The organism is Micrococcus sp. HG099 (genome assembly GCF_024723355.1).
GTDB classification, from domain to species: Bacteria; Actinomycetota; Actinomycetes; order Actinomycetales; family Micrococcaceae; genus Micrococcus; species Micrococcus endophyticus.
Genome location: NZ_JANQCJ010000066.1, coordinates 1 through 12,539, shown reverse-complemented (window position 1 = coordinate 12,539; position 12,539 = coordinate 1). Strand labels below are relative to the sequence as shown.

Here is a 12,539-nt window from a genome sequence, read left to right as displayed (position 1 = left end):
CGGATGTGTATAAGAGACGGGGCGGGGTCAGCTCCTCCGCCACCGTCCACGCCCGCCCCTGCGAGCCGTCCGCGGCGGGCCGGCGCAGCCACACGTGACCGAAGCCGACGCCGGCCACGCCCCGCGCCGCGAAGTCCTCGAGGTAGCCGCGGTAGGCGGCCTCGTAGCGGTGCGGGTCCAGCTCGAGCGAGGAGTCCTGCAGCCAGGTCTCCGCGTAGCCGGCGGGATCCTGGGCGTCACGCTGGATGATCCACCCCTGCATGCCCGGCGCGATCCACGAACGCGGCCGCGCGTCCCAGGGCGCGGGGCCAGCGGTGTCAGTGAGATCGCCGTCAGCGGACGCGGCCGCTGCTGCGGGGATCGCCGCCGCTCCCGCGGGGATCTCCCAGTTCGCCAGGAGCTGCGCGGTGCCGCCCTCGGTCAGGTGCTCCGGCAGCGCGGCGACCAGCTCGGCGACGATCCGGTCCCCCTCCCGGCCGCCGTCGCGGTACGTGAGCACGGGCGCGTCCGGGTCCGTGCGCGGGGTGATGACGAACGGGGGGTTGGAGACCACCAGGTCGAACCGCTCCCCCGCCACCGGCTCCAGCATGTCCCCGGTCACCAGGCGCACGCGGTCCTCGAGCCGCTGCCGGTCCAGTCCCAGCACGTCCGCGTTGAGCAGCAGGTTGAAGCGGGTGAACTCGAGGGCGCGCTCGGAGAGGTCCGTGGCCGTGACATGCTCGGCGTGCGCGAGCAGGTGCAGCGTCTGGATCCCGCAGCCCACGCCCACGTCCAGGGCGCGCGCCACGGGCCGACGCTGCGTGGCCCCGGCGAGGGTGAGCGAGGCACGGCCGATGCCGAGCACGTGGTCCTCGGGCAGGGGGCCGCGCCGCTGCAGGGCGGTCTGGTCCGAGGCCACCCACATCCGACCCGGCTCGTCCGCCTCGTACGGGGACAGGTCCACGGTGCCCCGCACCGTGCCCCCGCCCTCCTCGACCACGAGGCCCGCCTCGCGCGCCCCGTCGAGCCCCAGGGCGGGCAGGGCCGCGGCCACGTCCGCCGCGTCCGCGGCGTCGCCGAGCATCCACACGGAGACGAGGGCCGCGAGCGCGCGACGTGCGCCGGAGCCGGGGTCGCCGTCGTCGTGCGGGGCCGGTCAGGCCGGCTTGTCCGTCGGCGCGCCGGCCACGGGCGTGGTCGGGGCGCCGGCGTCGCCGGCGGTGCGCGAGGACAGCCGCCGGGACAGGCGGGTGGCCGCCCACGTGAGGAGGAAGTTGATGACGATGAAGATCAGCGCCGCCACCACGAGGGACTGCAGGATGTTGCCCTGGCCCGAGCCGAGCTGGCGGGCGTACTGCAGCAGCTCGAAGAAGCCGATCAGGTAGCCCAGCGCGGAGTCCTTGAGGATCACCACGAACTGGCTCAGGAGCGAGGGCAGCATCGCGATGAGCGCCTGCGGGACCTCCACGAGGCGCAGCGACTGCGTGCTGGTCATGCCCACCGCCGCGGCGGCCTCGCGCTGGCCCTTGGGCAGGGAGCGCACGCCGGAGCGCACGAGCTCGGCGATCACGGAGCCGTTGTACAGCGTCAGGGCGACGATCACCGCGTAGTACGGGCTGTCTGCGGGGGCGATCACCCCGGTGCGCGCCACCTGGGCGAACACCTGGTAGAAGAACACCATCATGATGAGCACGGGCACGGCACGGAAGAACTCCACCACGAGGCCCGCGGCGCCTCGGACGGGGGCGAACGGCGCCAGGCGCAGGAAGCCGAACACGAGGCCGAACACCACGGAGGTCAGCACCGCGATGGCCGCGGCCTGGACGGTGAACTGCAGTCCGGGCAGGTAGTAGTTCGTCCACGCGTTGGCGTCGAGGGCGGCGGTCCAGCGGCGTGCCTCGAGCTGGTCGGCGTCCGCCATGCGCATCAGCACGACGACGGCCAGGGCCAGCACCGCGGCGAGCGCGACGAGGTTGGCGATCAGGATGCGCCGGCGGGCCAGGGGGCCCGGGGCGTCGAAGAGGACGGAGGCCTGGGAGCTCATCGTGCCACCGCCCACTTGTCGGAGGCCCACGTGGTGAGCAGGCCGATCGGGATCACGATCAGGCAGAAGCCGATCGCGAAGGTCAGGAAGATCGCCACCATCACGTCCGGGCTGAACTCGATCATGCGCTTCATCAGGCCCGAGGCCTCGGCCACGGAGGCCGCGGCGGCCACGGTGGTGTTCTTGGTCAGCGCGATGACCGTGTTGCCGAGCGGGGTGATGGCGCCGCGCAGGGCCTGCGGCAGGATGACGTGCCGCGCCGCGGGCAGGAACCCGAGCCCGATGGCGCGCGCCGCTTCGGCCTGCCCCAGGGGCACCGTGTTGACGCCGGAGCGGATGGCCTCGCACATGAACGCCGCGTGGTACAGCGAGAGGGCGATCACGGCGTAGATGAAGAAGTTCAGCGTGAAGTCCGATGAGAAGGTGATCTTCAGCTGGCCCCAGACGGCGAGCACGCCGAGGAGCATGATGATCGTCAGCGGGGTGTTGCGGACGACGTTGACGTAGGCGGTGCCGATCGCGCGCAGCGAGGGCACGGGGGAGATGCGGAACAGGGCGAGCACGACGCCGAGGACGAACGAGCCCAGGGTCGCGAGGAACGCGAGCCTGATGTTCGTCCAGAACGCGAGCGGGATGTCCGCGCCGTAGTCCGCGAGGAGCGAGGAGATCGATTCCATGACTTCTCCGAGGGTCGGGACGGGGCTGACGGGGCCGGATCGACGCGGGGCGGGCCGGGGCGGACCGCTCAGGTCACGCCCCGGGCCCGCCCCGCGACGGGTGGGATCAGGAGCAGGACTCGAACTCGGCGTCCGCGCCGGAGTTCAGGGCCTCGTCGTACTCGTAGCCGGTGCCCTCGGTGTTGGCGTCGAGGGACTCCTTCCAGGCGCCGGAGTCCTTCATCTCCTTGATGGCCTCGTTGATGTCCTCGCAGCGGTCGTCGCCCTTGGCGATGCCGACGCCATAGCGCTCGGTGGTGAAGGTGTTGCCGACGACCTTGAACTTGCCCTTGTTGGCGTCGGTGGCCGCGAGGCCGGCGAGGATGATGTCGTCCGTGGTCACGGCGTCCACCTGGCCGGACTCGAGGTAGGTGACGCACTCGGCGTAGCCGCCCTGCTCCACCAGGTTCACGCCGGAGGCGAACTGGTCCTTGATCTTCTGGGCGGAGGTGGAGCCGGTGACCGAGCAGAGGTTCTTGCCGTCCAGGGCGTCCGGGCCGGTGATCTCGGTGTCGTCCGCGCGGACGAGCAGGTCCTGGCCGGCCACGAAGTACGGGCCGGCGAAGTCCACGCGCTCCTTGCGGGCGTCGGTGATGGAGTAGGTCGCGAAGATCATGTCGACCTCTCCGTTCTCCAGGGCGTTCTCGCGGTTGGCGGACGGGGTCTGCACCCACTCGATGTCGCCCTCGGCCACGCCCAGCTTGTCCGCCACGTAGCGGGCCACGTCGGTGTCGAAGCCGGTGGGCGCCCCGGAGCCCTCGCGGAAGCCGAGGCCGGGCTGGTCGAACTTGATGCCGATGCGCAGGCCCTCGCCGGAGCCGGCGGACTGGGAGCCGCCGGCGGAGGCGGAGCCGGAGCCCTCGCCGCCGCCCTGCTGGGCGGAGGGGGAGCAGGCGGTCAGGGACAGGGCGGCCGCCGCGGTGACGGCGGACAGGGTCAGGAGCTTCTTGCGGAACATGGTGCTCTCCTCGGGGTCGGTGCGGGGGACGGGGACGGGTCAGTGCGCGAGGATCTTGCCCAGGAAGTCCCGGGCGCGCTCGTGCTGGGGGGCGGTGAAGAACGACTCGGGGTCGGTGTCCTCGAGGATGGCGCCGTCGGCCATGAAGACCACGCGGTCCCCGGCCTTGCGGGCGAAGCCCATCTCGTGGGTGACGACCACCATGGTCATGCCGCCCTCGGCGAGCTGGACCATGACGTCCAGCACCTCCTGGACCATCTCGGGGTCGAGGGCGGAGGTCGGCTCGTCGAACAGCAGCGCCTTGGGCTCCATGGCCAGGGCGCGCGCGATGGCCACGCGCTGCTGCTGGCCGCCGGAGAGCTGGGCGGGCATCTTCTTGGCCTGCTGGGCCACGCCCACGCGCTCGAGCAGCTCCATGGCGTGGCGCTCGGCGTCCGCCTTGCGCTTGCCCTTGACCTTGATCGGTCCCAGGGTGACGTTCTCGAGGATCGACTTGTGCGCGAAGAGGTTGAAGGACTGGAACACCATGCCCACCTCGGCGCGCAGCTGGGCCAGCTGCTTGCCCTCGGCCGGCAGGGGCTGCCCGTCGAGGAGGATGCGGCCGCCGTCGTCGTCGATGGTCTCGAGGCGGTTGATGGTGCGGCAGAGCGTGGACTTGCCGGAGCCCGAGGGGCCGACCACGATCGCCACCTGGCCGCGGGGGATGCGCAGGTCGATGTCCTTCAGCGCGTGGAAGTCCCCGAAGTGCTTGTTGACGTTCTCGAGGACGATCAGGTCGTCGCCCGGGGCCGCACGCGGACGGCGCGGGGCCGCCTCGTCGCGGGCGTGGGCGCCGTGGGGCTCCTCAGGCGTGATCTGCGTCATGGCACTGGAATATAGCGCACCTCACTTCCGCCCCCGCGCGTCGACGGGCTCGACGCCGCGCCGCGGGGACGACGCCGGACGCCCCGGCGGGCCCGCTCGCTAGGCTGGCGCCATGGACCCCGACCAGCACCCCAGGACCGACGCCGTCCCCGCGCCCGAGCGCGTCCGCCGTGGCGGGCAGGTGCTGCGCGGCGAGGCCGCCCGCCGGCCCACCTTCGACCAGCTCCTGCTCGACGCCCGCCGCCCGGGGGACGCCCTGCCGCCCGCCGCCGACCTGGCCTCCACCACCTCCGAGGCCTGGCGCGTGCTGCGCATCCAGGCCGAGTTCGTGGAGGGCTTCGGCACCCTGGCCGGGATCGGCCCCGCCGTCTCGGTGTTCGGCTCGGCCCGCACGCCCGAGGCCAGCCCCGAGTACGCGCTGGCCCGCGCGGTGGGGGCCCGCCTGGCCGAGGCCGGGTTCACCGTGATCACCGGCGGCGGGCCCGGGTCGATGGCCGCGGCCAACCGCGGCGCCCACGAGGCCGGCGGCGAGTCCGTGGGCCTGGGCATCGAGCTGCCCTTCGAGGCCGGCCTGAACGAGTGGGTGCACGTGGGGGTGGACTTCCGCTACTTCTTCGCCCGCAAGGTGATGTTCCTGAAGTACGCGCAGGGCTTCGTGGTGCTGCCCGGCGGCTTCGGCACGCTGGACGAGCTGTTCGAGGCCCTGACCCTCGTGCAGACCGGCACGGTGACCCGGTTCCCCGTGGTCCTCGTGGACTCCACCTTCTGGGGCCCGGTGGTGGACTGGATCCGGGGCACGCTCGTGGAGCGGGGCATGATCTCGCCGGGGGACCCCGAGATCTTCCACGTGGTGGAGACGGCCGAGGAGGCCGTCGACTGCGTGCTGCGTGTGTGCGGGCCGGGTGCCCCGTGAGCACGCCCTTGTGGATCGCGGTGATCGCCGCGCTCGTCGTCGTGGTGGCCGCCCTGGCCGCCGCGGCCGCCGGCCGCCTCACCCTGCGGGCCGGGGAGCCCGCGGGGCAGGCTCCGGTCCACCCCGTGGCGCTGCCCGAGCGGCCGCGGGCCGACGACGTGGCCTTCGTGCGGCTCGCCGTGGCCGTGCCCGGCTACCAGCGGGACCAGGTGGACGCCGTGCTGCTGCGCCTGCGCGACGCCCTCGCCGACCACGAAGACGAGGTCGCCGCGTTGCGCGCGCGCCTCGCCGAGCTCGAGGCGGACGCCGCCCGGGACGCCGAGCGGACGGGGCCGCGCTGAGCGTCGCCCGCCGCGCGGACGGGCCCGCGTTTGGCGCGGCGGCGCGCCGTCCGCGATAATGGTGATGTGACCGGCCTCGCGTGCGACTGTGCGCGCGGGTGCCGGAGGCGTCCGGACACGCCCGCTCCCGCGGTCGCCGGACGTCGAGACGGGAACATCATCCAGAAGGGAAGTCGCAATGGCCGCCATGAAGCCCCGCACCGGGGACGGTCCCATGGAAGTGACCAAGGAGGGGCGCAGCCTGATCATGCGCGTGCCGATCGACGGCGGCGGCCGTCTCGTGCTGGAGATCAACGCGGACGAGGCCCGCGAGCTCAAGGAGTGCCTGGAGGGCGTCATCCAGGGCTGAACGCCGACCGCATGCGGAACCCCGCGCACCGTCACGGTGCGCGGGGTTCCTGCATTCGACGGGGTCAGCGGCGCACGGCGATCAGCACGCCCGTGCCGGAGGGCACGACGGCGGAGACCCAGCCCTCGTCCTCGCGGATCAGTCGGTCCACGGCGCGGGCCGAGACCGTGGACTCCCCGCGCACGGCCGGGCGGGGCACGCGGTCGGCGTCGAGGGCGTCCACGAGCACGAGCACGCCGCCGGGGGCGAGCATGCGCGCGGCCTGCTCCACGTCGAACTGGCGGGAGGCGGGGTCGCCGTCCACCACGACCATCTCGTAGGCGCCGCTGGTGAGGCGGGGGAGGACCAGGCGGGAGCGGCCCGTGATCATGCGGGTCCGGCCGGTGGGCAGGCGGGCCTCGGAGAACGCCTCGCGGGCGGCCCGCTGGGCCTCGGCGTCCGGGTCCACGGTGGTCAGCACGGTGCGCTCGGGCAGGCCGCGCATCATCGCCAGCCCCGAGACGCCGGCGCCCGTGCCGACCTCCACCACGGCCGAGGGCGCGCGCGTGGCGGCCAGGACGGTCAGCAGGGCCGCCGTCCCCTCGCTCACGGGGCGCACGTCCAGCTCGGCGGAGCGCTCGCGCGCCCGCAGCACCACCTCGTCCTCGACGCCGCGGCTCTCCGTCCACGCCCACGAGGCGTGCTTGACGGTGGGCTGGGGCTGCAGGGCGCTCATGGCTGACTCCGGGACGACGAGGGTGTGGGGGACGCGCCCGCGGCGCAGGCGACGCGGGCCAGTGTACGGGCAGGTTCGCACGTCCGACTCAGAATTCTCCCAGGAGCCGGTCCGATGATGGAGCGCGGAGCAGACCGACCGTCCCGGCGAGCGCGAGGGCGGTGCCGGGCCGCCCGCCCTCGCGGCGGGCCGACGAGGACGGAGGACGCAGTCGCATGGGACGTGGACACACGCTTCGCCACCTCGACGCCTACCTCGAGGACGCCCTGCCCTCCGCCTCCCGCCGGCGCATCGCCCGCCACCTGGACGGCTGCCCCGACTGCCGCGCCGCTGTCCGCGCCCGGGCCCGCGTCCTCGACGCCGCCCGCACCGTCCACCAGCGCCCCGCCGGCGTGGTCGCCTCCCCGGTGCTGCGCTCGCGCGGGATCTCCGGCCGCGTCGTCGTGGGACTGCTGGCGTTTGTGGTGCTCGTCGGCGGCCTGCTCGCCGCCGTCTGGATGGCCGGGGCGCCCCGGGCCGGGGTGGCCCGGCTGGCTCCGAGCCCCACGGACGCCGTCGGCCTCGTGAGCGGCGGGTCGGCGGACGGGCGCGTCGCCGTCGCCCAGCTGCGCGGCCACGGCTGGACCGTGCCCTCCCTGCTCGGGGCGGGCCTCGAGCCTCTCACCGTGGACGCGGCGCAGACGCCGCGGGACGTCGAGGTCGTCGTCGGCTGGGGCCTGCAGGAGCCCACCGTGACGGTGCGCGAGTGCCGCCCGCGGATCGCCGGAGCCGCCCCGGAGGGCTGCGCGTCCGCGGCCCCGCTGCCTGAGGACGCCCAGGAGCGCACCCTCACCGGCGGGGACGTCTACCGCATCCAGCCCGCCGAGGCGGACGGGGCGTGGACCGCCGAGCTGACCACCGCCCAGGCCGCCTACCGCGTGGAGGCCCGCCTGCCGGACGAGCGCGCCGACGCCGTCCTCACCCACCTGCTCGTCTCGGAGCGCTCGCGGGTGCGCGAGCTCGGCGGCCCGGACGCCGTGGAGGAGCGCCTCGAGCGCGGCATCGAGCGCATCGTGGAGTCCGTGCCCCGCGTTCGGGACTGAGCCCGCCGCGGTCCCCGCATCCCGCGTCCGCGCGCACCGTGCTCTAGTAGAGTGCGGATCGTGTTTGGTATCAACGGCTCCGAGCTGGTCATCCTCGTGGTGCTCGCGATCGTGATCCTCGGGCCCGACAAGCTCCCGGAGTACACGCGCATGCTCACGGAGTGGCTGCGCACCCTGCGGGACAAGGCCGAGGGGGCCAAGACGCAGTTCAAGGAGGAGACCGGCACGGACTTCGACGAGGTGGACTGGCGCAAGTACGACCCCCGCCAGTACGACCCCCGCCGGATCATCCGGGACGCCCTGCGCGAGCCCGTCGGCGGCTCCTCCACCCCCGCCTCCCGCGCCTCGGCCGCCACCGGCGTGCGCGCCGAGGACGTGCACGGCGGCCTCACCCGCCAGGACCTCGTGGACATGGATCCGCGCTCCCTCTTCCGTCGCCCGGCCGGCGCCGGCAGCTCGGCCGCCCCGGCGGCGTCCTCCGGATCCGCGGCCCCGGCCGCGGGCGCCTCGCTCGCGACGGGCGCCGCGGTGGGCGGCGCCGCGGCCGCGCTGATGGCCTCGGGCCGCGCCGAGGAGGCCGTCGCCGAGGAGCGGCCCGCCGTCGAGCCGGACCCCCTCGAGCTGCTGGGGCTGGCCCCGGCCCCCTACGACGTCGACGCCACCTGAGCCGCCGCCCGCGCCTCAGCGCGGGGACAGGGGCAGTCGCCGCCCGACCAGGCCGCGCGGCCGCACCGCGAGGCGCTCGGCGACCCCGGCCAGCGCCCGTCCCGCGGGGCTGTCCGGCGCGGAGAGGACCACCGGGTCGCCGGCGTCGCCGCCGCGGCGCAGGGCTGGGTCCAGCGGCACGGAGCCCAGCAGGGGCACCGCCGAGCCCAGCACCCGCGCCAGCCGGTCCGCGACCTCCTGGCCGCCGCCGGCGCCGAACACGTCCAACACGGTGCCGTCCGGCAGCGTCATCGGGCCCATGTTCTCGATCACCCCGGCCACGGCCTGACCGGTCTGCTCGGCCAGCTGGCCGGCGCGCGCCGCCACCTGGGCGGCGGCGTGCTGCGGAGTGGTGACCACGAGCAGCTCGGAGGCGGGCAGCAGCTGCGCCGTCGAGATCGCGATGTCCCCGGTGCCCGGGGGCAGGTCCACGAGGAGCACGTCCAGGTCGCCCCAGTGCACGTCCGTGACGAACTGCTCGAGGGCGCGGTGCAGCATGGGCCCGCGCCAGGCCACCGGCCGGTCCTCGTCCAGGAACATGCCGATCGAGATGACCTTCACGTCCCGCACCACGGGCGGCAGGATCATGCGGTCCAGCTTGGTGGGGGAGGCGGTGACGCCCAGCAGCCCCGGGATGGAGTAGCCGTGCACGTCCGCGTCGATCAGGCCCACGGCCAGCCCGCGGGCGGCCAGGGCGACGGCGAGGTTGGCGGTCACCGAGGACTTGCCCACCCCGCCCTTGCCGGAGGCCACGGCGAGCACCCGGGTCAGCGAGCCCTCGCCGAAGGGGTTGGCCGGGCGGGCGGCGCGCAAGGCGTCCTGCAGGGCCAGCCGGCGCTCGGGGCTCATCACGCCCGTGCGCACGTCCACCGCGTCGCAGCCGGGCACGTCGGCGACGGCGGCCGCGACGTCGCCCTGGATGGTCCCGCGCAGCGGGCAGGCCTCGATGGTCAGCAGCACGGTCACCTCGACCGTGCCGGGGGCGGTCTCCACGACCGACTCCACCATGCCCAGCTCCGTCACCGGGCGGCGGATCTCCGGGTCCTGGACGGTGGCGAGCCGGTCCAGGACCCGACGCTCCAGGTCCGTGCGGACCTCGGGCACGTGCAGGCCCAGATCGCTCATCGGGCGGCTCCGTCCGCGTCGTCCCGGCCGTCGACGGCGCGGCCGGCCTCCTGCCCGGCCTGCGCGGACTGCGCCGCCTGGGCGGCCTCGCGCGCCGCGATCACCGCGAGGGTGGTGGTGGAGGGGTCCACGCCGTCGTCGCCGGCGCGCCGCTCGTCCCGGCCGCGGTCCCGGCCCTTGTGCTTCTTCTGCCTGCGGGGGCGGGGCTCGGCCCCGAGGTCGGTCCGCTCGCCGCGGCCCTCGGCCAGCTCGGCGCGCAGCTCCGCCCGGATCTCCTCGCGCAGCTCGGCGCGCACGGCCTCGCGCAGCTCCTCCTGGACCCCGCGCAGCTCGCCGCGCACGAAGTCGCGGGTGGCGACCTCCTGGACGGCCAGGCGCAGCCCGGAGATCTCCCGGGTGAGGAACTCGGTGTCCGCGAGGTTCCGCTCGGCCCGGTCCCGGTCCTCGCGCAGGGCAACCTTGTCCCGGTCGTCCTGGCGGTTCTGGGCCAGCAGCAGCAACGGCGCCGCGTAGGAGGCCTGCAGCGAGAGCATCAGGGTGAGCGCCGTGAAGCCCAGGGCCGCCGAGTCGAAGCGCAGGTCCTCCGGGCCGAACGTGTTCCATCCCAGCCACGCGGCGCAGAACAGCGTCATCCAGACGAGGAACTGCGGCGTGCCCATGAACCGGGCGATGCCCTCGGTGGCCTCGCCGAACGCGTCCGGATTGGGCGCGAGGCGGGGCACCCGGCGCCCGCTGGCGCTCAGGGGGGTGTCCAGGCCGGTGCCCCGGCTCGGGCGGGCGTCTCGGGACGTCTGGGACATGGTCACTCCTCCGGTGTCGGGCGGCGGCAGGCCGCGGGGTCAGGCTGCGGGGCGGGGATCGTGGTCGTCGTGGTCCATGGCCCGCCAGTCGTCCGGGAGGATGTGGTCCAGGACGTCGTCCACGCTCACGGCTCCCACCACGCGGTGGTGCTCGTTCACCACGGGGATGCTGGTGAGGTTGTAGGTGGCCAGCTCGCGGGTGACGTGGGCGATCGGGGCGAGGTCCGAGACGGGCTCGAGATCCTTGTCCATGATGTTGCCCACGGCCTCCGGCGGCGGGTAGCGCAGCAGCCGCTGGAAGTGGACCACGCCGAGGAATCGGCCCGTGGGCGTCTCCAGCGGCGGGCGGGCCACGATCACCAGGGAGGCCAGGGCGGGGGAGATCTCCTGCTGGCGGATGGTGGCCATGGCCTCGGCCACGGTGGCTTCGGGCGGCAGGATGACGGGCACGGGCGTCATGACGGAGCCCGCGGTGCCCTCCTCGTACTCGAGCAGGCGCCGCACGTCCTCGGCCTCCTCGGGCTCCATGCGCTCCAGCAGCAGCTCCTGCTGGGAGTCGGGCAGCTCGTGGAGGAGGTCGGCGGCGTCGTCCGGGTCCATCTCCTCGAGCACGTCCGCGGCGCGGTCGATGTCCAGCTGGGAGAGGATCTGCACCTGGTCGTCGTCGGGCAGCTCCTGGAGCACGTCCGCGAGGCGCTCGTCCTGCAGCTCGCGGGCCACCTCCACGCGCCGCTTCTCCGGCATCTCGTGGAGCATGTCCGCGAGGTCGGCCGGCTTGAGGTCCTCGTGGGCGGCGAGGAAGCTGGTGGCCGCCTGGGGCTCGGCCTGGCCGGTCCAGCGGGCCTCGTCCCAGTCCAGCAGCAGGTGCTCGCCGCGCTGGGCCCGGCCGAAGGGGCCCCGCCCCACGATCCGGCGCACGTAGAGGTCCGCGACCAGCCAGTCGCCGTTGCGCTGCTGCTCCAGGCCGATGTCCTCCAGGAACGCCTCGCCGGAGCCGTCCGTGAGCCGCACGCGGCGGTCGAAGAGGTCGGCGGCCACGGTCTGCTCGGCGCCGCGGCGGGAGAACCGGCGCAGGTTGATCAGGCCGGTGGTGATGATCTGCCCCGAGTCCATGGAGGTCACCCGCGTCATCGGCACGAAGACGCGCTTCTTGCCGGGCACCTCGATCACGAGGCCGGTGGCGAACGGGGGCACGGCGGGGCCGCGGTCCAGGACGACGACGTCCCGCAGCCGGCCGAGGCGGTCGCCCAGGGGGTCGAAGACGTCCAGGCCCAGCAGGCGGGCCACGAAGATCTTGGGGGAGCTCACCGCCCCAGCCTACGGCGTGCGCCCCGTGCGCCCCGTGTCTGCGCACGGCGAAGTCCCGCCCCGCCCCGCGCCCGGGCGGGCACAATGGGGTCATGTCCTTCATGTTGTCCAGCCCCCCGCCCGGCGCCGACCGGGGCCTGCCCCGCGGCGAGCTCCTGGCCACCTACGCCTCGTACGCGGACGCGCGCGAGCAGGTGGACCGCCTCGCGGCCACGGACTTCCCGGTGAGCGCGGTGTCGATCGTGGGCAAGGACCTGCGCGTGGTCGAGCGCGTGCGCGGCCGCCTGAACTACGCGCAGGTGGCGCTGTCCGCCGGCGTGCGCGGCGTCTTCTTCGGCGGCCTGATCGGCGTCTTCCTCTTCCTCCTCACGCCCGAGGGCGGCGCGGGGCAGATCCTCACCTCGATGCTGCTGGGCCTGGCCGTGTGGCTGATCTTCGGCGTGATCGGCTTCGGGATGCGCAAGGGCCGGCACGGCTTCGCCTCCTCCCAGGCCGTGGTGCCCACAGGCTACGACCTCGTGGTCGCCTTCGAGCACGCCGCCCGGGCCCGCACCGAGCTGGGCCTCGGCGGGGCGGCCGCCACGGCCGCCGCGGCGGTCTCCACGTCCCCGGCGACGCCGGCCCCCGCGGCCCCGCAGGC

15 protein-coding genes are annotated in these 12,539 nt (G+C 74.5%); 6 read left to right on the top strand and 9 right to left on the bottom strand.

Annotated features, from left to right (window positions below; genetic code table 11):
* The 5 genes from NWP10_RS07255 to NWP10_RS07235 all read right to left on the bottom strand — a co-directional run.
* A partial coding sequence (locus tag NWP10_RS07255) for a methyltransferase (protein WP_258300387.1) occupies window positions 1-1,063 on the bottom strand: 1,063 nt, incomplete at its 3' end.
* A 72-nt stretch (window positions 1,064-1,135) separates the two neighbouring features.
* The gene (locus NWP10_RS07250) at window positions 1,136-2,023 is read right to left on the bottom strand and encodes an amino acid ABC transporter permease (RefSeq protein ID WP_258300386.1); all 888 of its coding nucleotides are present in this window, start codon (window positions 2,021-2,023) and stop codon (window positions 1,136-1,138) included.
* Entirely contained in the window at window positions 2,020-2,700 is a 681-nt protein-coding gene (locus tag NWP10_RS07245; RefSeq protein WP_017489068.1) for an amino acid ABC transporter permease, read from the bottom strand. The genes NWP10_RS07250 and NWP10_RS07245 overlap by 4 nt, the downstream gene beginning before the upstream one ends.
* Before the next feature lie 106 nt (window positions 2,701-2,806).
* Window positions 2,807-3,697 (bottom strand): glutamate ABC transporter substrate-binding protein, encoded by an 891-nt coding sequence (locus NWP10_RS07240; RefSeq protein WP_017489067.1) that lies wholly within the window; start codon window positions 3,695-3,697, stop codon window positions 2,807-2,809.
* Window positions 3,698-3,736: 39 nt separating this feature from the next.
* Window positions 3,737-4,561 (bottom strand): amino acid ABC transporter ATP-binding protein, encoded by an 825-nt coding sequence (locus NWP10_RS07235; RefSeq protein WP_017489066.1) that lies wholly within the window; start codon window positions 4,559-4,561, stop codon window positions 3,737-3,739.
* 112 nt (window positions 4,562-4,673) lie between these two features.
* Between NWP10_RS07235 and NWP10_RS07230 the strand changes: the two genes are divergently transcribed.
* The 3 genes from NWP10_RS07230 to NWP10_RS07220 all read left to right on the top strand — a co-directional run bounded on the left by NWP10_RS07230 (window position 4,674) and on the right by NWP10_RS07220 (window position 6,164).
* Window positions 4,674-5,474 (top strand): TIGR00730 family Rossman fold protein, encoded by an 801-nt coding sequence (locus NWP10_RS07230; protein ID WP_258300385.1) that lies wholly within the window; start codon window positions 4,674-4,676, stop codon window positions 5,472-5,474.
* Window positions 5,471-5,815: a cell division protein DivIVA gene (locus NWP10_RS07225; RefSeq protein WP_158494368.1), complete on the top strand. Its 345-nt coding sequence runs from the start codon at window positions 5,471-5,473 to the stop codon at window positions 5,813-5,815. Before NWP10_RS07230 ends, NWP10_RS07225 begins: the two co-directional genes overlap by 4 nt.
* Before the next feature lie 178 nt (window positions 5,816-5,993).
* The gene (locus NWP10_RS07220) at window positions 5,994-6,164 is read left to right on the top strand and encodes a DUF3117 domain-containing protein (protein WP_017489063.1); all 171 of its coding nucleotides are present in this window, start codon (window positions 5,994-5,996) and stop codon (window positions 6,162-6,164) included.
* 64 nt (window positions 6,165-6,228) lie between these two features.
* Here the strand turns inward: NWP10_RS07220 and NWP10_RS07215 are convergent, their stop codons facing one another.
* Window positions 6,229-6,879: an O-methyltransferase gene (locus NWP10_RS07215; RefSeq protein WP_017489062.1), complete on the bottom strand. Its 651-nt coding sequence runs from the start codon at window positions 6,877-6,879 to the stop codon at window positions 6,229-6,231.
* 215 nt (window positions 6,880-7,094) lie between these two features.
* On the opposite strand from NWP10_RS07215, the gene NWP10_RS07210 reads away from it, so the two are divergent.
* Window positions 7,095-7,961 carry a zf-HC2 domain-containing protein gene (locus NWP10_RS07210; protein ID WP_248193473.1) on the top strand — a complete coding sequence of 289 codons (867 nt, stop codon included), beginning with the start codon at window positions 7,095-7,097 and terminating at the stop codon, window positions 7,959-7,961.
* Between the two features lie 60 nt (window positions 7,962-8,021).
* Window positions 8,022-8,627: a twin-arginine translocase TatA/TatE family subunit gene (locus NWP10_RS07205; protein ID WP_184170250.1), complete on the top strand. Its 606-nt coding sequence runs from the start codon at window positions 8,022-8,024 to the stop codon at window positions 8,625-8,627.
* 15 nt (window positions 8,628-8,642) lie between these two features.
* Here the strand turns inward: NWP10_RS07205 and NWP10_RS07200 are convergent, their stop codons facing one another.
* Genes NWP10_RS07200 through NWP10_RS07190 form a run of 3 tightly spaced genes read right to left on the bottom strand, consistent with a single transcriptional unit; the run spans window position 8,643 to window position 11,899 of the window.
* A complete protein-coding gene (locus tag NWP10_RS07200) occupies window positions 8,643-9,791 on the bottom strand; it encodes an Mrp/NBP35 family ATP-binding protein (RefSeq protein ID WP_248193469.1) in 1,149 nt (382 codons plus the stop codon).
* Entirely contained in the window at window positions 9,788-10,591 is an 804-nt protein-coding gene (locus NWP10_RS07195; RefSeq protein ID WP_258300384.1) for a DUF1003 domain-containing protein, read from the bottom strand. Before NWP10_RS07195 ends, NWP10_RS07200 begins: the two co-directional genes overlap by 4 nt.
* A gap of 39 nt (window positions 10,592-10,630) precedes the next feature.
* On the bottom strand, window positions 10,631-11,899 hold the full coding sequence (locus NWP10_RS07190; protein WP_258300383.1) for a magnesium transporter MgtE N-terminal domain-containing protein: 1,269 nt from the start codon (window positions 11,897-11,899) through the stop codon (window positions 10,631-10,633).
* A gap of 92 nt (window positions 11,900-11,991) precedes the next feature.
* Between NWP10_RS07190 and NWP10_RS07185 the strand changes: the two genes are divergently transcribed.
* A partial coding sequence (locus NWP10_RS07185) for a general stress protein (protein WP_258300382.1) occupies window positions 11,992-12,539 on the top strand: 548 nt, incomplete at its 3' end.

Coding starts and splice junctions, on each gene's coding strand:
- NWP10_RS07250 (WP_258300386.1), bottom strand. CDS start 2,023: ATGAGCTCCCAGGCCTCCGTCCTCTTCGACGCCCCGGGCCCCCTGGCC.
- NWP10_RS07245 (WP_017489068.1), bottom strand. CDS start 2,700: ATGGAATCGATCTCCTCGCTCCTCGCGGACTACGGCGCGGACATCCCG.
- NWP10_RS07240 (WP_017489067.1), bottom strand. CDS start 3,697: ATGTTCCGCAAGAAGCTCCTGACCCTGTCCGCCGTCACCGCGGCGGCC.
- NWP10_RS07235 (WP_017489066.1), bottom strand. CDS start 4,561: ATGACGCAGATCACGCCTGAGGAGCCCCACGGCGCCCACGCCCGCGAC.
- NWP10_RS07230 (WP_258300385.1), top strand. CDS start 4,674: ATGGACCCCGACCAGCACCCCAGGACCGACGCCGTCCCCGCGCCCGAG.
- NWP10_RS07220 (WP_017489063.1), top strand. CDS start 5,994: ATGGCCGCCATGAAGCCCCGCACCGGGGACGGTCCCATGGAAGTGACC.
- NWP10_RS07215 (WP_017489062.1), bottom strand. CDS start 6,879: ATGAGCGCCCTGCAGCCCCAGCCCACCGTCAAGCACGCCTCGTGGGCG.
- NWP10_RS07210 (WP_248193473.1), top strand. CDS start 7,095: ATGGGACGTGGACACACGCTTCGCCACCTCGACGCCTACCTCGAGGAC.
- NWP10_RS07200 (WP_248193469.1), bottom strand. CDS start 9,791: ATGAGCGATCTGGGCCTGCACGTGCCCGAGGTCCGCACGGACCTGGAG.
- NWP10_RS07195 (WP_258300384.1), bottom strand. CDS start 10,591: ATGTCCCAGACGTCCCGAGACGCCCGCCCGAGCCGGGGCACCGGCCTG.